The sequence below is a fragment of the Paenarthrobacter sp. NPDC089714 genome (assembly GCF_044748905.1).
Lineage (GTDB): Bacteria > Actinomycetota > Actinomycetes > Actinomycetales > Micrococcaceae > Arthrobacter.
The window spans coordinates 27,749-47,092 of the sequence record NZ_JBIVGX010000021.1 but is presented as its reverse complement, the minus strand read 5'-3'; the positions used below and the strand labels follow the sequence as shown (position 1 = coordinate 47,092).

General features: G+C 65.0%; 18 protein-coding genes. 5 read left to right on the top strand and 13 right to left on the bottom strand.

Annotated elements, in window-relative coordinates:
• Positions 1–134: 134 nt before the first annotated feature.
• Genes ACIPY3_RS21950 through ACIPY3_RS21930 form a run of 5 tightly spaced genes read right to left on the bottom strand, consistent with a single transcriptional unit; the run spans position 135 to position 6,018 of the window.
• The gene (locus tag ACIPY3_RS21950) at positions 135–1,586 is read right to left on the bottom strand and encodes an aldehyde dehydrogenase (NADP(+)) (RefSeq protein WP_400337428.1); all 1,452 of its coding nucleotides are present in this window, start codon (positions 1,584–1,586) and stop codon (positions 135–137) included.
• Positions 1,567–2,694 (bottom strand): mandelate racemase/muconate lactonizing enzyme family protein, encoded by a 1,128-nt coding sequence (locus ACIPY3_RS21945; RefSeq protein WP_400337427.1) that lies wholly within the window; start codon positions 2,692–2,694, stop codon positions 1,567–1,569. The genes ACIPY3_RS21950 and ACIPY3_RS21945 overlap by 20 nt, the downstream gene beginning before the upstream one ends.
• Positions 2,694–3,599 carry a 5-dehydro-4-deoxyglucarate dehydratase gene (locus ACIPY3_RS21940; RefSeq protein WP_400337426.1) on the bottom strand — a complete coding sequence of 302 codons (906 nt, stop codon included), beginning with the start codon at positions 3,597–3,599 and terminating at the stop codon, positions 2,694–2,696. Before ACIPY3_RS21940 ends, ACIPY3_RS21945 begins: the two co-directional genes overlap by 1 nt.
• Positions 3,596–4,582, bottom strand: coding sequence for an NAD-dependent epimerase/dehydratase family protein (locus ACIPY3_RS21935; protein ID WP_400337424.1), 987 nt, complete (start codon positions 4,580–4,582; stop codon positions 3,596–3,598). Before ACIPY3_RS21935 ends, ACIPY3_RS21940 begins: the two co-directional genes overlap by 4 nt.
• A 26-nt stretch (positions 4,583–4,608) precedes the next feature.
• The gene (locus ACIPY3_RS21930) at positions 4,609–6,018 is read right to left on the bottom strand and encodes a Gfo/Idh/MocA family protein (protein WP_400337422.1); all 1,410 of its coding nucleotides are present in this window, start codon (positions 6,016–6,018) and stop codon (positions 4,609–4,611) included.
• A gap of 180 nt (positions 6,019–6,198) precedes the next feature.
• Between ACIPY3_RS21930 and ACIPY3_RS21925 the strand changes: the two genes are divergently transcribed.
• On the top strand, positions 6,199–7,227 hold the full coding sequence (locus ACIPY3_RS21925; protein ID WP_400337420.1) for a LacI family DNA-binding transcriptional regulator: 1,029 nt from the start codon (positions 6,199–6,201) through the stop codon (positions 7,225–7,227).
• Between the two features lie 71 nt (positions 7,228–7,298).
• On the opposite strand, the gene ACIPY3_RS21920 is transcribed toward ACIPY3_RS21925, so the two are convergent.
• Positions 7,299–7,997: a FadR/GntR family transcriptional regulator gene (locus tag ACIPY3_RS21920; protein WP_400337418.1), complete on the bottom strand. Its 699-nt coding sequence runs from the start codon at positions 7,995–7,997 to the stop codon at positions 7,299–7,301.
• A 76-nt stretch (positions 7,998–8,073) separates the two neighbouring features.
• Here ACIPY3_RS21920 and ACIPY3_RS21915 point away from each other — a divergent pair, with 76 nt between their 5' ends.
• Positions 8,074–9,405, top strand: coding sequence for an alpha-hydroxy-acid oxidizing protein (locus ACIPY3_RS21915; protein ID WP_400337416.1), 1,332 nt, complete (start codon positions 8,074–8,076; stop codon positions 9,403–9,405).
• Between the two features lie 74 nt (positions 9,406–9,479).
• Here the strand turns inward: ACIPY3_RS21915 and gdhA are convergent, their stop codons facing one another.
• Together gdhA and ACIPY3_RS21905 are read right to left on the bottom strand one after the other, a co-directional pair.
• The gene (gene gdhA / locus ACIPY3_RS21910; RefSeq protein ID WP_400337414.1) at positions 9,480–10,817 is read right to left on the bottom strand and encodes an NADP-specific glutamate dehydrogenase; all 1,338 of its coding nucleotides are present in this window, start codon (positions 10,815–10,817) and stop codon (positions 9,480–9,482) included.
• 203 nt (positions 10,818–11,020) lie between these two features.
• Positions 11,021–11,548, bottom strand: coding sequence for an ArsR/SmtB family transcription factor (locus ACIPY3_RS21905; protein ID WP_400337412.1), 528 nt, complete (start codon positions 11,546–11,548; stop codon positions 11,021–11,023).
• A 158-nt stretch (positions 11,549–11,706) separates the two neighbouring features.
• Here ACIPY3_RS21905 and ACIPY3_RS21900 point away from each other — a divergent pair, with 158 nt between their 5' ends.
• Positions 11,707–12,183, top strand: coding sequence for a hypothetical protein (locus ACIPY3_RS21900; RefSeq protein WP_400337410.1), 477 nt, complete (start codon positions 11,707–11,709; stop codon positions 12,181–12,183).
• 15 nt (positions 12,184–12,198) lie between these two features.
• On the opposite strand, the gene ACIPY3_RS21895 is transcribed toward ACIPY3_RS21900, so the two are convergent.
• The gene (locus ACIPY3_RS21895) at positions 12,199–13,425 is read right to left on the bottom strand and encodes an acetoin utilization protein AcuC (protein ID WP_400337408.1); all 1,227 of its coding nucleotides are present in this window, start codon (positions 13,423–13,425) and stop codon (positions 12,199–12,201) included.
• A 102-nt stretch (positions 13,426–13,527) separates the two neighbouring features.
• Between ACIPY3_RS21895 and ACIPY3_RS21890 the strand changes: the two genes are divergently transcribed.
• Both ACIPY3_RS21890 and ACIPY3_RS21885 read left to right on the top strand, forming a co-directional pair.
• Entirely contained in the window at positions 13,528–14,961 is a 1,434-nt protein-coding gene (locus ACIPY3_RS21890; RefSeq protein ID WP_400337406.1) for a TrkH family potassium uptake protein, read from the top strand.
• Positions 14,954–15,640 carry a potassium channel family protein gene (locus ACIPY3_RS21885; protein ID WP_387439446.1) on the top strand — a complete coding sequence of 229 codons (687 nt, stop codon included), beginning with the start codon at positions 14,954–14,956 and terminating at the stop codon, positions 15,638–15,640. Before ACIPY3_RS21890 ends, ACIPY3_RS21885 begins: the two co-directional genes overlap by 8 nt.
• A gap of 17 nt (positions 15,641–15,657) precedes the next feature.
• Here the strand turns inward: ACIPY3_RS21885 and proC are convergent, their stop codons facing one another.
• From proC to ACIPY3_RS21865, 4 genes are all read right to left on the bottom strand, one after another.
• On the bottom strand, positions 15,658–16,488 hold the full coding sequence (gene proC / locus ACIPY3_RS21880) for a pyrroline-5-carboxylate reductase (protein ID WP_400337404.1): 831 nt from the start codon (positions 16,486–16,488) through the stop codon (positions 15,658–15,660).
• A 369-nt stretch (positions 16,489–16,857) separates the two neighbouring features.
• Positions 16,858–17,691 carry a sugar phosphate isomerase/epimerase family protein gene (locus tag ACIPY3_RS21875; RefSeq protein ID WP_400337403.1) on the bottom strand — a complete coding sequence of 278 codons (834 nt, stop codon included), beginning with the start codon at positions 17,689–17,691 and terminating at the stop codon, positions 16,858–16,860.
• Between the two features lies 1 nt (position 17,692).
• Positions 17,693–18,799: a Ppx/GppA phosphatase family protein gene (locus tag ACIPY3_RS21870; RefSeq protein ID WP_400337401.1), complete on the bottom strand. Its 1,107-nt coding sequence runs from the start codon at positions 18,797–18,799 to the stop codon at positions 17,693–17,695.
• A gap of 71 nt (positions 18,800–18,870) precedes the next feature.
• Entirely contained in the window at positions 18,871–19,323 is a 453-nt protein-coding gene (locus tag ACIPY3_RS21865) for an SseB family protein (protein ID WP_400337399.1), read from the bottom strand.
• Positions 19,324–19,344 lie beyond the last annotated feature (21 nt).

The window sequence follows — 19,344 nt, the reverse complement described above, 5'->3', positions numbered from 1 at the left end:
ACCCACCCTCAACCTCGAAACCCCAGCCAACCGGCTTAACCAGCTGCTACAAGCGGCCTAACCCCCCAGCGTTGCTCCCACCCCTTGACTCCGCCCCGCTCAAAACGCGCTTAACTGCGACCCAGTTGGGTGCGCTAGCTGAGGTTCAGTGCGCCGTCCACGCGGCGCGGGATGCCCAACGGGTTGGACTCGTGCAGGGCCGGGTGCAGGATGCTCTCCGGCGCGTCCTGGTACGCCACCGGACGCTGGAACCTGCGGACCGCCGTTGCCCCCACGGACGTGAACAGGGACGTGGTGGCCGGGTAGGGACCTCCGTGTTGCTGGGCCCAGTTCACTGCCACGCCCGTGGGCCAGCCGGCGAACAGGACGCGCCCGGCCAGCCCGCTGAGCTGTTCCACGAGCGCATCGATGTCCTCGCCAGGCTGGGCGTGGAGGGTTGCCGTGAGGCTGCCGGGAACCTTGGCCAGGGCCTCGGACAACTCATCCTGATTGGCGTACTCGATCAAAAGCGTGGTGGGCCCGAAGCATTCCTCCAGAAGTTCCCCGGGCCGTGCCAGGACGTTGGCTGCCGTGGTGGAGAAGACCACCGGTGCAGCGCCATCGGCCAAGGCGTCCTGGTCTGCGGTGCCGCTGACCAACGTCACCCCAGGCTGCTCTGCGACGCTGCGCAGGCCGTACGGGTACGCCTCGGCGATGCGTTCAGTGAGCATGGCCGCTGCTGGCTTGTCCTTGCTGGCTTCAGCCACGTGCGCTGCAAAGTCCGTCCCTGCGGGGATGAAGATGAGGCCGGGCTTGGTGCAGAACTGGCCCGCGCCCATGGTGAACGAGGCTGCCAGGCCAGCGGCGAGTTCCTCTCCCCGTTCCACAAGGGCAGCCGCCGTGATGACCACCGGGTTCAGGCTGCCCAGCTCGCCGTAGAACGGAATGGGCTCCGGACGTGAAACCGCAAGATCGAACAGGGCGCGGCCACCCGGAATGGAACCGGTGAAACCAACAGCCTTGATGGCAGGATCCTGGACCAACGCGGTTCCGGCTTCGCGGCCACTCACCAACGCGAAGATGCCCTCGGGCGCGCCGGCGTTGGCCAGGGCTTCCGTGACGATCTCCGCCGTGCGCTCAGACAGCCGCAGGTGGCCTGAATGGGCCTTGACGATCACCGGGCAGCCAACAGCGAGCGCAGACGCAGTATCGCCGCCGGCCACGGAGAACGCGAACGGAAAGTTCGACGCCGAGAACACAGCTACCGGGCCAACCGGCCTGAGGATGCGGCGCAGGTCGGGCTTGGGCGGAGTTGATCCGGGGTCGGCGTGGTCGATCACGGCTTCGAGGTACGAACCCTCGGTGATGACTTGCGCGAACAACCGCAGCTGGCCGCTGGTCCGGGCCACTTCTCCGGTGAGCCTGACCGTACCAAGGCTGGTCTCGGAGTCGGCGATGGCCACGAGCTCCGTCACGTTGGCGTCCAACGCGTCGGCGACGGCGGTCAGCCACTTCGCGCGCTCGGCGTCGGACGCTGCTGCGGTCACCTTCGCCGCGGCAGCCGCTGCGGCCGTCACTGCTGTCAGGTCAAGAGTTGCTGTACTCAATGTGGTTTCCTTTGCTCTCGATAGCGTCGGTAGCGGAGGCCTGTGGGGAGAAATCGAATCCGAGTCCGGGCCGGCCTGCGGAACTGAGCCTGCTGTTGCGGATGCTGATAGGGGACGGGCCGTCGAGGATGCCCAACTGTTGGAAGGAGGCGTCCTCCACGTCTTCCACGCTGACGGCCTCGGCCAGGGTCAGGGCCAGCTGACCGGACAGTTCGGGCAGCAGGTGCGGGGCAACCCGGATGCTGTTGGCCCGCGCCAACTCGACGATCCGCCTGAACGGGGTGATACCGCCAACCCGAACAATGTTGGGCTGGATGATGTCCACCGCTTCCGCTTCGATGAAGTCGCGGAACCGGTAGATGGTGTGGACGTTCTCCCCCAATGCAATGGGCACCGGCGAGTGCTTGCGCAACCTCCGGTAGGCCCACAGATCGTCCGCACGGATCGGTTCTTCCAGCCATTCCAGGCCATAGCCGGCCAGGACATCCAACGCACGGAAGGTATGTGCCAGGTCCCAGCGCTGGTTGGCGTCGATCATCAGCAAGCGGTCCGGTCCGAGGACCTCCCGGACAGCGGCCACCCGTTCGGCGTCCTCGCGCAGCTCCGGTTTGCCCACCTTGATCTTGACGGCGTTGTGTCCAGCGGCCACCCAGCGCTTGGCCTGTTCCACGAGTTCGTCCAGGGAGTAGTGCAGGTTGACGCCGGAACCGTAGACTTCCACGGATTCCTGCCGCTGCCCCAGGAGTCCGGTGACGGACTGGCCGGCATTCCGCGCTGCGAGGTCCCAGAGCGCGAGGTCCACGCCGGCCATGGCAATGGTGGTGAGCCCTCCACCGCCCGCTTCGTGCAGCCGCTTCCACAACGCGTCCCACACGATCTCCGCGTTGGCTTCGAGTCCAACGATGAATGGTGCGATGTCGTGGTCCAGGAGGGCCTTCACTGCCTGGGGGCCGATGGTAGGCGTCCACGAGAAACCGTGGCCCGTTCCGCCGTCGTCCGTTGCCACTTCGGTGACAATCACGTGGTTCTCCGGTGCCTCCACGCCCCAGCTGCGCAGCAGCGGAACAGTGATCAGGCGGGTGGAGAGCCCGGTAATGCGGGCCGGCATCAGTTGCCGGCCAGCTCGTGGCCCTTGGCGAGGATTGCCTTGAGCTCCAACAGCTGCTCCTCGGTGGGATCCACCAGTGGCGGACGGACCGAACCAACGGGCAGGCCGGCCAAACGCAGGCCTGCCTTGATCAGGGAGACGCCGAAGCCCGGTGTCTGGTCACGAAGCCGGACGAGCGGTCCGTAGAAGCCTTCCAGCAACGCGTTTCGGCGCTCTTCGTCGCCGGAGACGTAGGCGTCGTAGTAGGCCTTGGCGATCTCCGGGGCCATGGCGAAGGCTGCCGAGGAGTACAACGGAATACCGAGCCCGCGGTAGGCGCCCTGCGTGAGTTCGGCCGTCAGGAGGCCATTGAACAGCGCGAAGTCTTCACGGCCGCTGGCGTTGATGGCGGAGACGATTTCCTGCGCGAGGCCAACATCGCCAATCCCGTCCTTGAAGCCCACCACCTTGGGGTTCGCCGTCAAACGGGTCATCGCGGCGGCGGTGAACTTTGCCGTTCCACGGTGGTAGACAATGACGGGGAGGCTGCTGGCGTCCGCCACGGCCTCGACGTAGGCAACCACACCGTCCGTGGGACCCGTGACCAGGTACGGGGGAAGAACCAGCAGCGCGTCGGCGCCGGCTTCTTCGGCTGCCTTGGCGGCGGCAATCGCGTGGCCCAGCGGCCCACCGGCACCTGCCACCACCGGAACAGCTCCGGCTACAACCTCGACGGCGGCCGTCACCACGGTGCGGATTTCGTCGAGGGACAGGGCGTGGAATTCACCTGTACCGCAGGCCGGGAACACGCCGCCGGGACCGAACGGAAGGCGCGAGGCGATGTGTTCCTTCAGGAGGGCCACATCCACTGCTCCGTCCTCGGTGAAGGGCGTGACGGGGAAGAAAAGGACGCCGTCGAATTTCATGCTGTCTCCTTGCTGGTTGCTCCCGCAGGCACCAGGCCGCGGTGGTTCTCGTCATTGAGTAGTGCTGTATCTGCGCCTTCGTAGGCAGGGGTGAGTTCGGTTCGCCAGCTGCGCCGCGGCTCCCAGCCGAGGAGCTCGCGGGCCTTATCCACCGAGAAGGCGGGACTGGTACCGGTGAGGTGCTCCGTCAGTGGACCGCTGCCGGGCAGGAACCGCGGGAAAAGCCCGGCCAGCGGGGCCGTGGCCAGGGCATCCTTGGCACCAACAAAGAAGACCTGCCCGTTGGGGATGGTGTCCATCTTGGCCAAGAGCACGTCCAGGAAATCCGCGACGTCCCGCGCATCCACGTAGTTGAACAGGGCGGGGGCGGACAAGGCGGGATCATCCAACCGCTCCCTGACCGTATGGCCCTGCTGCGTCAACGCTCCCTCCCATTCCTCGGGTGAGATGACGTAGCAGGGGCGGAAGGCCGCGTACCGGATCTTTTCCCCTTGCGCTGCAGCGAACATTTGGACCGTCTGCTCGGCGATCAGCTTGGACAACGCATAGGCGTTCCACGGCTTGGGTGGGGTCTTTTCGTTCAAAGGGAACGACGGCGGCAGCCAGCCTGCCGGCGAACCGTAACCGAGGGCAGTGGGGCTGCTTGCCGTGACGATCTTCGGAACGCCTGCGTCGGTGGCGGCACTCACCACCGCGTAGGCGAGCCGGGTGTTCGTGCTGAAAATGACGTCCTCGGGTGCGCTGAAAGGTACCGCAATAGCAGCGAGGTGAATGACGGCGTCGGGTTGTGTTTCCCTGATGAGGCGCTCCGCCTCACCGGGCGCCAGGAGGTCTGCGGTTAGTTGCGTGGCGCCTGCCGGCAACTGCCCGGCGGGGATGGCGTCGCGGTCCACGGAAACCACGTCGTGGCCCGCCCCTGCGAGTCCGGCCACCACGCTGCGGCCGAGCCGGCCCGAGCCGCCGGTGACGAAAATCCTGCTCATCTGAAGTTCCTTGCGTCTCTTGGGGGTCAGGCCTGGTCGCGGCTGAGGTCGGCGCCGAGGCCAAGTTCGCTGATGTGGACAGGCAGGTTGGTGTCGAGGGACTGGTTTCCGGCGATGCCCACCGAGACGGACCGGAGCCCGTCGATGTAGCCGGACGGACGTCCCAGCGGGTCAACTCCGGGGCCGTTGAAGAGGTCCGAAAGCAGCAGGTTGTCGCCACCGCCATGGCCACCTTCGCCATTGATGATCGGCACCTCGTAGGCTGCCTCCCAGTGGCGCTGGACGATCAGGCGCTCACCGTTGCGGCGGACGGCGTCCTCTTCCTCAATGGGTGTGGCACTCGGGTCCACGACGGTCTTCTTGTCCGTGCTGAACTCGACGGCGGCACGTTCCACCACCTCGAGTTCTGCTCGGCCTTCCGTGCCGTTGACGGTGACGCGGTAACCCTCCCACGGGCTGTGCGCGTTCAAGGAGTAGCTCAGAGTGGGTCCGCCCTGGTAGTCCACCACGAGGGCCAAGTTGTCCTCGATGGTGATCCCATCGGTGAAGACGTCCTGGTCACGGCGGTAGCCATCGAACTTCTCGTTGTCGTAGTACAGGGCCTTGAGCCGCTCGTCGTCGCGCAGGTCCAAGCGGAACGGATCGCGCTCGAGGCCGTCCACGGTACCGCGCTCCGGACGGACGCCCAGGCCGCGGTCGCTGGCGTTCTTGTCACCGTAGAAGCGCAATCCGCCGGAAGCGAAGACGCGCTCGGGAACGTCATTGATCCACCAGTTGACGAGGTCGAAATGGTGGGAAGCCTTATGGATCAGCAGGCCGCCGGAGTTCTTCTTGTCGCGGTGCCAGCGGCGGAAGTAGTCGGCTCCGTGGACGGTGTCCAGGACCCAGCTGAAGTCGATCGAGGTCACCTTGCCGATGACGCCGTTCTGGATGACTTCCTTGAGGGCGGAGTTGCGCGGCGAGTAGCGGTAGTTGAACGTGACCACCACGTTGCGGCCCGTTTCTGCCACGGCAGTGGTGATTCGGCGGCAGCCCTCCACATCGATGGTCAGCGGCTTTTCAACCACGACGTCGGCGCCCGCCTCAAGCGCTTCGACGATGTAGTCGGCATGCGTGTAGTCCGGGGTGGTCACGATGACGCGTTCGATGCCATGTGCCTGGATGAAACTGGTGAGCTCGCCCGGTTCGAAGGACCCGACCGGTCCGGATCCGCCGAGTTCCTTGATGAGCTCCTGGTAGAACTCCACACGGCCAGGGTTGACGTCGGACAGGGCCACGAGCTCGGCAACATCGGCGTGCTGGCCGAAGATGGCGCGGATGTACATCTCGGAGCGGCCGCCAGTGCCAATGAGGGCGATTCTTGTGCGGTGGCCGGCGGTGCCCGATGTGGACGGGGTGGTGGCTGGATGGGTCTCGGCGGTGTCGACGTTGACCATGGAGAATGCCCCTTTCCAAAGGCAGGAGTGAACCGCTTGACGGCCCGGCTTGTTCTGGGAAGAATCATGAGAAAGCGTTTTCTCAGAGCGTTATAAGCTTTGTATCAAGACTCTGGCGGTCGCGTCAACCATCGCCCCAACGACGGGGCAGCACGGGGCAAGCCAATCGGAAGGGGCAAGATGGCACGCAGGAATACCAACAGGCGCGTTGGCATTGCCGACGTCGCGGAGAAGGCAGGCGTTTCCCACGCCACAGTGTCGCGCGTCATGAACGGCAACGCGGCAGTGGACCCCGGCATTGCCGCACGCGTACGTGCCGCCGCAGCTGAACTGAAGTACCAGCCCAACCCCGTGGGCCGGAGTTTGGCCTTGGGCAAGACGGACACCATTGGGATCGTGGTCCCGGACCTGGCCAACCCCACGTTCCAGGCCATCCTCCGCGGCCTGAGCATTGCTGCCGCCCAGGACGGCTACCGCGTACTGATCGCGGATTCCTCCGAAGTGACCAGCGAGGAAGCCATCCTGGCAGGTGAAGCGCGGCGACGCTGCGACGGCGTGGTGCTCTGTGCACCCCGCATGCCCGATGCAGAGCTGGAGGAACTGGCCCCCACCCTGCACCCGCTGGTCCTGATCAACCGGACCACCATCACCACCAACACACCGAGCCTCAGCGTCGATTACGGGCAGGGCATCCAGGAACTCGCCCGGCACTTGGTTTCCCTGGGCCACCAGCGGCTCGTTTACCTCTCCGGCCCGGAACACAGCGCCTCAAACCGCCAGCGCCTGGTCGGCTTGGCGGAATTCCGCAAGGAGCACCCGGACATCGAACTCCAGATGCTGCACGGCGGCTCCAACTTCGACTCGGGCCACGACTCCACCGAGGCCATCATTGCCAGCGGAGCAACGGGCATCCTGGCCTTCAACGACCTCGTTGCCATGGGCCTCTTGAGCGGCCTGCACGAGCGCGGCATCAAGGTTCCGGAAGACATCTCCGTGACCGGTTTCGACGATATTCCGTTCGCCAAATACACCACTCCCCCGCTCACCACCGCCGCCGTGCCCATCAATGAGCTCGGCAGCCTGGCGTGGCGCAGGATGCGGGAACAGATCCAGCAGGCGGACGAACCACCCGTCCATCAGCAGGACGAGTTCGCTCCCCGCATGGAGATCCGCAAGAGCACCGCTGCCCCAGCCTTCAAGCCCGCCTAGGAACGCAACGCGGAGTCACTCACGGCCCCTTCCGGGGGCCAACATGGGCCGTAAGCGACTCCGCGTTGCTTTTAATCCTGGGTGGAAGCCGAGCCCACTCCGGCCTCCGTGTAGAAGCCACGGATGTGCGCCGCCACGAGATCTGCCGCCTTGCCGCCGTCGTTCGCGTTGACGGCGGCAAGGATGGCGCGGTGTTCGGCCCGAAGCCGCCCCGACGTGGCGTTCCAGTCGGGCAGGTTTCCGGTGAGTTCGCTGGCGTAATTCTCGATCGCCCCACGGAGCGAGGCCATCATGGCGCTCACCACGGCGTTGCCCGCAGCTTGCGCCAAGGCGACATGGAAGCGGGCGTCGAGGCCCAGGAACGTGTCAACGTCCGGGGCAGCGTCCATTTGGTCCAGCAGCTCCGCAGCTTCGTAGAGCTCGGGCACGCCTGGCTGTGCGCGCGCCGCCGCCCAGGACTCAAGGAGCACGCGGGTCTCCACAATGTCCGCCACGGGCAGGTGCCGCGTTGCCACATGGAGGCGGAGCGTCGACCCCAAGGCGGATCCCGGCTCGGCGATGACGATGGTCCCCGCATCCTTACCGGAACCTACCCCAGCACGGACAACGCCCATGGCTTCCAGGATCCGGACGGCCTCGCGCACCGAAGTGCGGGAGACCTGCAATTGTTCGGCCATGGTCCGTTCACCGGGCAGGCGTCCCCCCAGGACCAGTTCGCCGCTGGACAACTGCTGTTCGATCCACCCCAGGACAAGTTCGTGCGTTCGCATACCGGAATACTAGTTGATGTGGTCCAACCACATGCCTTACAGTGTGGTTAGACCACACACTTCAAGGGAGAACCGCATGACCGACACCCTCGATCCCAAGCTCACTGCCGCGCCCGCCGATGCCGGCAGCGACCAAAACGTGAGCCGCCCGCCTCAGCCGCGGCCCGCCGTCATACTCCCCGCAGCACTGAAGCGGCGCGTGCCCAAGGTCTCCGACCTGGCGCCGCTCATGCAGTTCAAGAAGCCCGAGTTCAGCAAAACCGCGCGGCTCAAGCGGGCCAGCACCATCTGGGACCTGCGGGACATCGCCAAGCGGCGCACCCCGCAAGCGCCCTTCGACTACACCGACGGCGCCGCGGAAGCCGAAATCACCCTGCGCCGTGCCCGCCAGGCGTTCCAGGACATCGAATTCCGTCCCGGCATCCTGCGCGACGTCTCGAAGATCGATCTCCGCACGGATATCCTCGGCCAGGAATCCAAGCTTCCGTTCGGCATCGCACCCACCGGCTTCACCCGCATGATGCAGTCCGAGGGTGAATACGCAGGCTCGCAGGCCGCCGAGGCCGCCGGCATCCCCTACACGCTCTCCACCATGGGTACCGCCTCCATTGAGGACGTTGCCACGGCAGCGCCGAATGGCCGCAACTGGTTCCAGCTCTACCTGTGGACGGACCGCGACCGCTCGCTGGAGTTGATCGAGCGGGCTGCGAAGGCTGGCAACGACACCCTCATGGTCACCGTGGACACGGCAGTGGCCGGCGCCCGGTTGCGCGACGTCCGGAACGGCATGACCATTCCCCCGGCGTTGACACTGAAGACCGTCCTTGATGCCTCGTACCGGCCCGCTTGGTGGTTCAACTTCCTGACCCACGAGCCCCTGACCTTCGCCTCGCTGTCCAGGTACACGGGCACGGTGGCAGACCTGATCAACTCAATGTTCGATCCCACCTTGACCTACGAGGACCTGGACTGGCTGCGCGAGACGTGGAAGGGCAAGCTCGTGGTCAAGGGCATCCAGACCGTCGAGGATGCCCGGCGCGTTGTCGACCATGGGGCTGACGGCATTGTCCTGTCCAACCACGGCGGACGCCAGCTGGACCGTGCACCCATCCCGTTCCACCTGCTGCCTGAGGTCTCAGCTGCGCTGAAGGCTGACAACAGCAAGGCCGCGGTGATGCTGGATACCGGCATCATGAGCGGCGCCGACATCGTTGCCGCCCTCGCCCTCGGCGCAGACTTCGCCCTGATCGGCCGCGCCTACCTGTACGGGCTCATGGCCGGTGGCCGCGACGGCGTGGACCGGACCATCCAGATCCTGGAAAAGGACATGACCCGGACCATGGCACTGCTCGGAGTCAGCAAGGTGGCGGACCTCAACCCGGACCACGTCCACCTGCTGCAGCACTAACCCATGTAGGTAGCAGTAGAGCGCGTTTTGAAGCTTCAAAACGCGCTCTACTGCTACCCAGTTGGGCGAGGAGGCTAGATGAGGCCCTGGGCCAGCATGGCGTCGGCTACCTTCACGAAGCCACCGATGTTGGCACCCACCACGTAGTTGCCCGGCGCGCCATACTCTTCGGCGGTCTCGGCGCAGCGGTCGTGGATACCCACCATGATTTCCGTAAGCCGGGCCTCAGTGTGCTCGAACGTCCACGAGTCGCGGCTGGCGTTCTGCTGCATTTCCAAGGCAGAGGTAGCAACGCCACCTGCATTGGCGGCCTTGCCCGGCCCGAAGAGGATGCCCGCCTCCTGGAACACGGACACGGCTTTCCGGGTAGAGGGCATGTTGGCCCCCTCGGCAACGGCGATCAGGCCGTTGCTGACCAACTTGGCGGCAGCGTCGCCGTCGAGCTCGTTCTGGGTGGCGCAAGGCAGCGCAACGGTACCGTTGACATCCCACACCGAACCGCCCTCGACGTGGCTGGCGCCCGGGCGGCGGGCAGCGTATTCGGTCAGGCGGGCGCGTTCTACTTCCTTGACCTGGCTGAGCAGGGCAACATCGATGCCCGCCTCATCCACGATGTAGCCGGCGGAGTCGGAACACGCCACCACGGTGGCGCCAAGCGCCTGTGCCTTGGCGATCGCGTGGATGGCCACGTTGCCGGAACCCGAGACGACGACGCGCTGGCCGTCGAAGGACGTTCCACGCGTCTTCAGCATCTCCTGGGCGAAGATGACCGTTCCATAGCCGGTTGCCTCGGGCCGCACCAGCGAGCCACCCCAGGAGATTCCCTTGCCGGTCAGCACGCCGGATTCGTAGCGGTTGGTGATGCGCTTGTACTGGCCGAACAGGTAGCCGATCTCCCGTCCGCCCACTCCAATGTCGCCGGCCGGAACGTCCGTGTATTCACCAATGTGGCGGTAGAGCTCGGTCATGAAGGACTGGCAGAAGCGCATGATCTCCGCATCGGAACGGCCGCGCGGATCGAAGTCCGAGCCACCCTTGCCGCCGCCAATGGGCATGCCCGTCAGCGCGTTCTTGAAGATCTGCTCGAAGCCGAGGAACTTCACGATGCCCAGGTAAACCGAGGGATGGAAACGCAGTCCCCCCTTGTAGGGGCCCAGCGCCGAGTTGAACTCCACACGGAAGCCGCGGTTCACATGCACGCGTCCGGCGTCGTCGGTCCACGGGACGCGGAAGATGATCTGGCGCTCCGGCTCGCAGAGGCGTTCCAGGACGGCGCCTTCGAGGAACTCCGGATGACGGTCGTGGACCGGGCCCAGGCTTTCGAAAACCTCGGTTACGGCCTGGTGGAATTCCTTCTCTCCAGGGTTCCGCGCCAACACGGTGTCCCGGACGGCTTCGAGCCTTGAGTCCATGCGTCTTCCTATCCCTCAGTTGCCACGAGCCCGCGGCGAGACAATCAAAGTCCCGCTCATGGTTGCATCACAGAAGGTAGGATCTCCATCCGAGCCGGATGTGACCGCCGGGGCGCGACTTAACACAAGGGCAGAAAAGCCTCGGAAAGACGGGAAACCGAAGGTTAACAAAACCTCACAATGTGAGGAGTATCACGTTAGGTCTAGCGTTTGCGCCCGAACTTCGGCAGGTTGGGAAGGTTCGCCAGGAGGTCCGCGGCCTTGGTGGCCGCCCGGCCCACGGTGCGTCCGATCTGCTGCGGCACAGTATCGTCCGTCTGCAGGTCTACAGACACAGGCGCGTCCGTTGCGTGCGCTGTGACGGCCTGGCTGAGGGTCTCCGTGCGCGGCGCAACATCCTCCGCAACGGTGGCCGTGGCGGCTTCCGCGGCGGGCTCCCCCGCGGAAGGTACGACGGCGGCAGCCGCCGGTCCGACGTCGAACGTTTCCAGCCACGAGGCGACGCCCGCGAGCGGCTTGGGATTCAGGGTATAGAAGCGCTTCTGACCCTGAGCACGCATGCTGACGAGGTCAGCTTCGCGTAAAACCTTCAAATGCTTGGAGATGGTGGGCTGGCTTGCGGCCAACTCTTCTACCAGTTCCCCTACTGCTTTATCCCCAGAGCGGAGGGAAACCAGGATGTCGCGCCTGGTTGCCTCAGCAATGACGGCAAATACGTCGTCAGTCACCATGACACCCACCCTAGCGACATATACGCCAAATGGCATCCCTCGTTTCCGTCCGCCGCAGCGGCGGATCGTTGACCGCCGGGTGGGCCGGTGCTACAACTTTTGTCACGGTCCATCCGGGCTCCCAGGCCCCGGCCGCCAACACCACGGGGTGCAGGGCAATGACTGACTTCTTCAGGCGGCACATGTTCAACATCATCGCCGCAGTGTTCCTGGCCCTGTTCGTCCTGGTGTGGGCCGCCGTCCTGCTCCGCGTTGGCACGTGGGTTCCCACCGGCGAAGCCCAAGCACCCGAGTTGAACGGAGCCCTGGTCACCGCGGCCGGCGTCCTGGCCACTTCGCTGAGTTCCCTCACGGCCTCGGCCTTGGGTTTCACCATTTCCGAGGTCAAGCGGGACAACGCCGCGGCCGGAGAGCAGGGCCCGCTGATCAATCCCGCCCAGGTGGCCACCCGGCTCTCGGGCCGGGTGATCTTCGCCATCATGGTCTACATGACCATGGGGATGCTGGTCCTGGTGCTGTGGTTGTTCAAGGGACAGGCATCCACCGACCTTATTGGCGCGTTCGCGTTGTCGCTGCTGGGCTGGCTTGTCGGAGCGGCGGGGGTGGTGTTCCAAACGGAGAAGACGGACGCTTAGCTTGCTGGCAAGCGCTCAGTCGAACCAGGGATCCAAGCCGTACAAGGGGAAGATCTCCTTGCGCGTGGCGATGACCGTCCGGTCCACTTGGTCCGCGGGGTCGTAACCCACCTCCCAGGAACGCCACCAGATGTCCACATCGTCACCCATGGACTCAGGAGCCCACACTCCGTACTTCTCCTTGACGTACGTGCGCCACTCTTCGGGCACTGGGGTTACGAGGGGGACCGCGCGCTGCGTCACCATCCCGATCAGGTGGCTCCAGGCCCGCGGGACCACACCCGTGACGTCATAGCCGCCACCGCCCGTGGCAATCCACCGGTTGCCGCAGTAGCGGGCTGCGAGGCTCCCGACGGCGCTGGCGGCCTCACGCTGGGCATCGACGCTCAGGTTGAGGTGCGTGAGCGGATCCAGGCGATGGGAGTCACAGCCGTGCTGGCTGACGATCACCTCGGGCTGGAAAGCCCCGACGAGTTGCGGCACAACAGCATGGAACGCCCGCAGCCACGCGGCGTCGCCCGTGAACGCCGGCAGCGCGACGTTCACCGCCGTGCCGGGAGCGTCCGGACCGCCCGTTTCATTGGCGAAACCCGTACCGGGAAACAACGTCAGCCCGGATTCGTGCAGGGAAATGGTCATCACCCGGGGATCGTTCCAGAAGATGCCTTGCGTCCCATCGCCATGATGGGCGTCAACGTCGATGCAGACGATCCGCTGCACACCGCCGTCGAGCAACCGCTGGATAGCCATGGCAACATCGTTGTACACGCAAAAACCGCTCGCGCGCTCGCGCGAAGCATGGTGCATGCCACCGCTGAAGTTGACCGCCCGGATGGCCTTGCCGTCCAGGATCGAATCCGCCGCCAGCAATGACCCCCCGGCCAGCCGGGCACTGGCTTCGTGCATGCCCGCAAACGCGGGATCGTCCTCGGTGCCCAGCCCCCGCTCTTCGTCAGGCCAGTAGGGGTCCGCACTGACCCGGCGGACCGCCGCCACGTAGTCGGGGCTGTGGACCGAGCAAAGTTCGACGTCGGTAGCCACCGTGGGTGCCTCGACGGCCACATGGTTGTGGTTGAAAAGACCCAGGGATTCGGCCAGTCTTGCCGTCAGTTCCAGGCGCTGGGGTGCCATGGGATGGCCGGGCCCGAAGTTGTAGGCGGTCATGGCAGGATCCCACACCACCGTCGTTGGCAGTGCGGAACGCGTGATGCTGGAAGCCGCCGTTCCAAGCGTGGAGTTCATCCAGAACAGGCTACCTGAGGCCGTAGCGCCTCCCCGCCCGGTTACGGCAGCCGAATAGTGGTTTACTACTCAGGAAAGTATGTTCACTTGAGGAAGAGCGCCATGTCTCAAAGCCAGTCGCGGTCCACCGCCTCGGCCAACTGGCAACCAGGCCAGCCGGAACGTGAAGGCTTGTGGATCTTCACACGTGCCCGCGACTTCATCGACAACATAGCCAATACTTCCCCGGCCCGTCTGGCACTCGTGGCGTTCGGCCTGGTCATCCTGCTCTTTACCGGGCTCCTGTCCCTGCCTGCCTCCTCGGCTTCGGGCGAAGCCACTCCGCTCCACCAAGCGATGTTCACGGCAGTGTCCAGCGTCTGCGTCACCGGGCTGACGGTGGTCTCCACGGCAACCCACTGGTCCTTCTTCGGACAATTGGTGATCCTGGTGGGCATCTTCGTCGGTGGCTTGGGCACGTTGACACTGGCATCCTTGCTGGCGCTCATGGTCAGTAAGAGGCTTGGCGTCCGTGGAAAGCTCATTGCCCAGGAAGCCATGAACAACGCAGGCCGGCTCGGCGAAGTGGGCACGCTGCTCCGGATCGTCATCACCACCTCCGTGGTGATCGAAGCCGCCTTGGCCCTGGCCTTGATTCCGCGCTTCATGCTTCTGGGTGAGCCGTTCTGGCAATCCGTGTGGCATGGCGTGTTCTACTCGATCTCGTCCTTCAACAACGCCGGCTTCACGCCCCACTCGGACGGGATCGTCCCGTACGAAACCGATCTGTGGATCCTCATCCCCCTGATGCTCGGGGTGTTCCTGGGCAGCCTCGGCTTCCCCGTGGTGATGGTGCTCCAACAGAATGGCCTGAACTGGAAGAAGTGGAACCTCCACACCAAGCTCACCATCCAGGTCTCCTTCATCCTCCTGCTGGCCGGAACCGTGCTGTGGGCACTGATGGAGTGGGACAATGTGCGCACCATCGCGCACATGGACCTGGGCGACAAGATCATCCATTCGCTCTTCGCCTCTGTCATGACCCGGTCCGGCGGCTTCAACCTGGTGGACCAGAACCACATGGAATCCACCACCATGCTGCTCACCGACGCGCTCATGTTCGCCGGTGGCGGCTCGGCATCAACGGCCGGCGGCATCAAGGTGACCACCATCGCCGTCATGTTCCTGGCAATCATCGCCGAAGCCCGCGGCGACGCTGACGTCAAGGTGTACGGCCGGACCATCCCGCAAGGCACCATGCGCGTTGCCATTTCCGTGATCGTTGCCGGCGCCACCCTGGTGTCCGTCGCGGCCTTCCTGCTGCTGTCCATCAGCGGAGCCTCGCTGGACCGGGTGCTCTTCGAAACCATTTCCGCCTTCGCCACTGTAGGACTGAGCACCAACCTCAGTGCCGAGCTGCCGCCGTCGGGCGTTTATGTCCTGACGGCCCTCATGTTCGCCGGCCGCGTCGGCACCGTTACCCTCGCTGCGGGCCTGGCCCTGCGCCAACGCAGCCAGCTGTTCCACTACCCGGAAGAGAGGCCAATCATTGGCTAGCACCCAGGGGGCGGCCAACCGTCCCGCCCACAACGCACCGGTCCTGGTGATCGGCCTTGGCCGCTTTGGTTCGGCCACGGCTGAGCAATTGGTGAAGCAGGGCCGAGAGGTCCTGGCGATCGAACGCGACCGCAGCCTGGTCCAGAAATGGGCTCCGGTGCTCACCCACGTCGTGGAAGCGGATGCCACCAACATCGACGCCCTGCGCCAGCTCGGTGCGCAGGAGTTCAGCTCGGCCGTCGTGGGCGTGGGCACCTCGATCGAATCGTCCGTGCTGATTACCGTGAACCTGGTTGACCTGGGCATCCAGCACCTCTGGGTCAAGGCGATCACGCCGTCCCACGGCAAGATCCTCAGCAGGATCGGCGCCAACCACGTCATCTACCCCGAAGCCGACGCCGGTGTCCGTGCCGCGCACCTCGTGTCCGGGCGCATGCTTGACTTCATCGAATTCGACGACGACTACGCGATCGTCAAGATGTACCCGCCCAAGGAAACCGTGGGCTTCACCTTGGAGGAATCCAAGGTCCGTTCGAAGTACGGCGTCACCATTGTGGGCGTGAAGACGCCGGGTGAGGACTTCACCTACGCGCGTCCGGAAACCAAAGTGTCCGGACACGACATGCTGATCGTGTCCGGACACGTGGACCTGCTGGAACGCTTCGCGGCCCGCCCGTAGCTTGGCTTGCTTGGCGCCTAGCCCAGTTGCTTGGTGATCTCCGCCGCCCTCGCAGCCGCTGCGCGGGCGCCGTCCGCGATGATCCTGGGGATCCCGCCGTCGTTGAACGCCGCGATGGCGCGCTCGGTGGTGCCGTTGGGGCTGGTCACCGCCACGCGCAGGTCTGTGGGGTTCGCGCCGGGCTCGGCGAGCATGAAGCCCGCACCGGCCACCGTTTCGCGCGCCAGCATGAGCGACAGCTCCTCATCCAACCCGAGTTCGACGCCGGCAGCGGCCATGGCCTCCGCAAGGTAGAACGCATAGGCGGGTCCGGAGCCGCTGATCGCGGACAAGGCGTCCACTTGGTCCTCGGGCACCTCCACAACAGTGCCGGCACCTGCCAGCGCCGTCTTGGCACGCTGGAGCTGCTCAGGGCTGCAGTGCGTTCCGGGCGATACGGAAACCACGCCGCGGCCCAGCTTGGCGGGCGTGTTGGGCATGGTGCGGATCACCGGCTGCCCTTCCGGCAGCGCTGCTTCGAGTTGGGCAAGGGAAACGGCGGCAGCCACACTGACCACGATGGTGTCCTTGCCCAGTGCGGGACTGATCTCCCGGGCCAGGTCCGTAATGCCAACCGGCTTGACGCCAAGGATCACCATTCCGGCGCCCTTGGTGGCCAGCTTGTTGTTGTCCGGGTCCTCTTCGCCGGCGATCGCCATGACGCCGTGGCGCTGGGCCAGCTCCTCCGCCCGCTCGGCGCGACGCACCGTGGCGACAACATCGGACGGGTCGGCACCCGCGGCGAGAAGACCGCCAAGAATTGCCTCGTTCATGGATCCACAGCCAAGGAATGCGATTCGGTTGCTCATGGCTCCATCATGGCAGTTGGCCCTTGGGCGGGTCGAACGCCGGCGCGGGTCCAGGCCGCACCAGTCCAGGATTCCCAGCTAGTTCACAAGGTTATTGCAGGCGGCGCCCATGGTTGGTCCGTAACTTAGTAGTTACCTCATTGAGGGTGCGAGTGATGAGGCGGGCATGGGGATGTCCGCCAGCAGCACCGGTGGCCGGGGCGGGTTTTCCCCCATTTCCCGATTCGGCCGCCGGTGCTTTCGCTTTTAAGGCAGGTGGGCCGAGTTTAAGGCAGGCGGCCGGGCCTTGGGGCCGGGCCAGGAGGCCACGGCACGCGCGCGTGGGAAAGCCCGGGCCAACGGGTCCGGGCTTTCCGTGCTCTTGCTCAGCTAGCTGTCCAGGCTCCGGACCAGGGGAACACTCAGATGCTGCCGCGCGAAGCGCAATGTTTCGGCAAGCATTTCCTCGCGCTCCCCGGCAACTTTTGCCTTGCGGGTGGAGATCTCGGCCACCACCACGCCGTCGAATCCGTTGGATGCCAAGTGCTGGAGGACGTCGGCGCACTGCTGGGTACCGGTTCCGGGTACCAGGTGCTCGTCCTTCCCCGAACCCGAACCATCCGTCAGGTGCACGTGCCGGAGCTTGCTGCCCAAGGCCTGGACCGCTTCCAGACTGTTGGCCCCGGCAGTTGCCGCATGCGAGAAATCCCACGTGACGTCGTCGTAATCCTGTCCCAACGGGTCCCAATGCGGCAGGTAAGCAACGGCCTCACGTCCACGCACACGCCACGGATACATGTTCTCCACGGCAATGTGTACTTGGTACATGGCCGCGATCTCGCGGACACCCTCAGCGAAATTCTCTGCATAATTCGACTGCCAACGGAACGGCGGGTGGACCACCACCGTGTCGCAGCCCACCTCCTTGGCCATCTGGCAGGACCGCTCGATCTTGTTCCACGCGGATCCCCACACCTGCTGCGTCAGGAGCAAGGTAGGCGCGTGGATCGAGACAATCGGCTGCTTGTACCGGTGGCTCAACTGGACAAGGGCATCCGGGTTCTGGCTGACGGCGTTATTGGTCACCATGACCTCCACGCCTTCGTAGCCCAGGTCCTGCGCGACGGCGAACGCGTCATGGACGCTCAGTGGATAGACCGATGCGCTGGACAGCGCCACCGGTATCTGGCGGTTGTTGGCAACAGGTTCGACGTCGGTACTCATCTCAGGAGGCCAGCCCGGCTGCTGCGGGGGCTGGGATGGGTGCTGGGGCGGGATCGTTCACCGGGACCGGGAAATCCTTGATGGGGTGGTCCTGTTGGTCTTTCCCGTCTTCCTTGGCCTTTTTCTTGGACTTGTCCTTCTTGCGCTTGCCAACGTGCGGCGCCGGGTCCAAGGCCTCCTCAAAGACCAGTTGGTCGAGGCGGCGCAGGATCAGGCCTTCACGGAGGGCCCAAGGACAAATCTCCATCTTGGGGAACTCAAACAGTTCCAGGGCCGCCTCCGCCACCAAGGCGCCGGCCAGGAGCTGGCGTGCCCTCGCGTCCGAAACGCCAGGCAGGTAGAGGCGGTCAGCAACGGTCATCGCGGAAATCCGCTGGGCCCACAAACCAAGATCCGCGGCATGGAGCTCGCGCTTCACGTAGGGCCCCGCAGCGCTCGGAGCGGCGCCGGCAATGCGGGCCAGCGACCTGAAGGTCTTGGACGTGCCGGCCACCAGGTTGGCCCGGCCCAGTTGATGGAATTCGCGGACCACCGGCTTGAGCGTGGATCGGATGTAGCGGCGCAGTTCCTTGACGCTCTTGGCCGTCGGCGGATCCTCGTGGAGCCAGTCCCGGGTGAGGCGGCTGGCTCCCAAAGGAACCGAGGTGGCGAATTCCGGCAATTCATCGGTTCCGTAGGCCATTTCGAAGGAGCCACCGCCGATGTCCAAGTCCAGGATGGGACCTGCGCCCCACCCATACCAACGGCGGACCGCGAAGAACGTCATGGATGCTTCTTCGCTGCCGGTCAGTTCCTGCAGGGTAACGGTGGTTTCGTGCTTCACCCTGGCCAGGACCTCGGCCCCGTTGGTGGCCTCACGGATGGCCGACGTACAGAACGCCAGCAGGTCTTCCGCTTTGTGGCGCGCGGCGAACTCCCACGCTTCAAGGACGAACTCCACCAGTTCATGCTGTCCGGCATCATTGATGTTGCCGTCTTCGTCGAGGTACTGGACCAGGCTCAACGGGCGCTTGTGGGACGCGAAAGCTACCGGACGCGCGCCAGGGTGGGCATCCACGAGCAGCAGGTGGACGGTATTGGAACCGATGTCGAGAACGCCAAGACGCATTCTGCCATTATTCACCGATTCGAACCCCGTGAAGCAACTTCGCGGCGACGTTTCGCTGACGCGGCGGTGTCCTATGGTGCCGTTGCCTGCTGGTCCGCGGAACCGTCCACTTCGTCAGCGCGCTTGAAGTCCCTGCGGATGTTGGCGATTCCCTCGGGATCGATTTCGAAGCCGTGCTCGCTTCCCGGGTTGATGACCAGGCCGAGCTCATCGCCGATGTTGCCAAGGATGGCCGAACCCAAGGTGCCCAGGACATGCGGTGCCGCTTCCAGGAAGCGTGCGTCGACGCGGCTGGGGTGGCTGAAGACCGCCAGGACGGGCTGTCCGTCCGCGTTGGAGAGGACCAGCGGCTCCACCGACGAGTCAGGGCCGTCCACGGATTCCGAGCTGACGAGGTACACCTCGTTGTTCAGGAAAGCCAGGATGACGTCCACCGGGTTCGCGTCCGGCTTTTCGGCCAGGGCAAGCTTGGCTTCCAGGTCGTTCAAGGGGGCGTTGTCGGGTGAAACTGTCTGTTCAGTCATGCTTCTACTCGACCATGATGC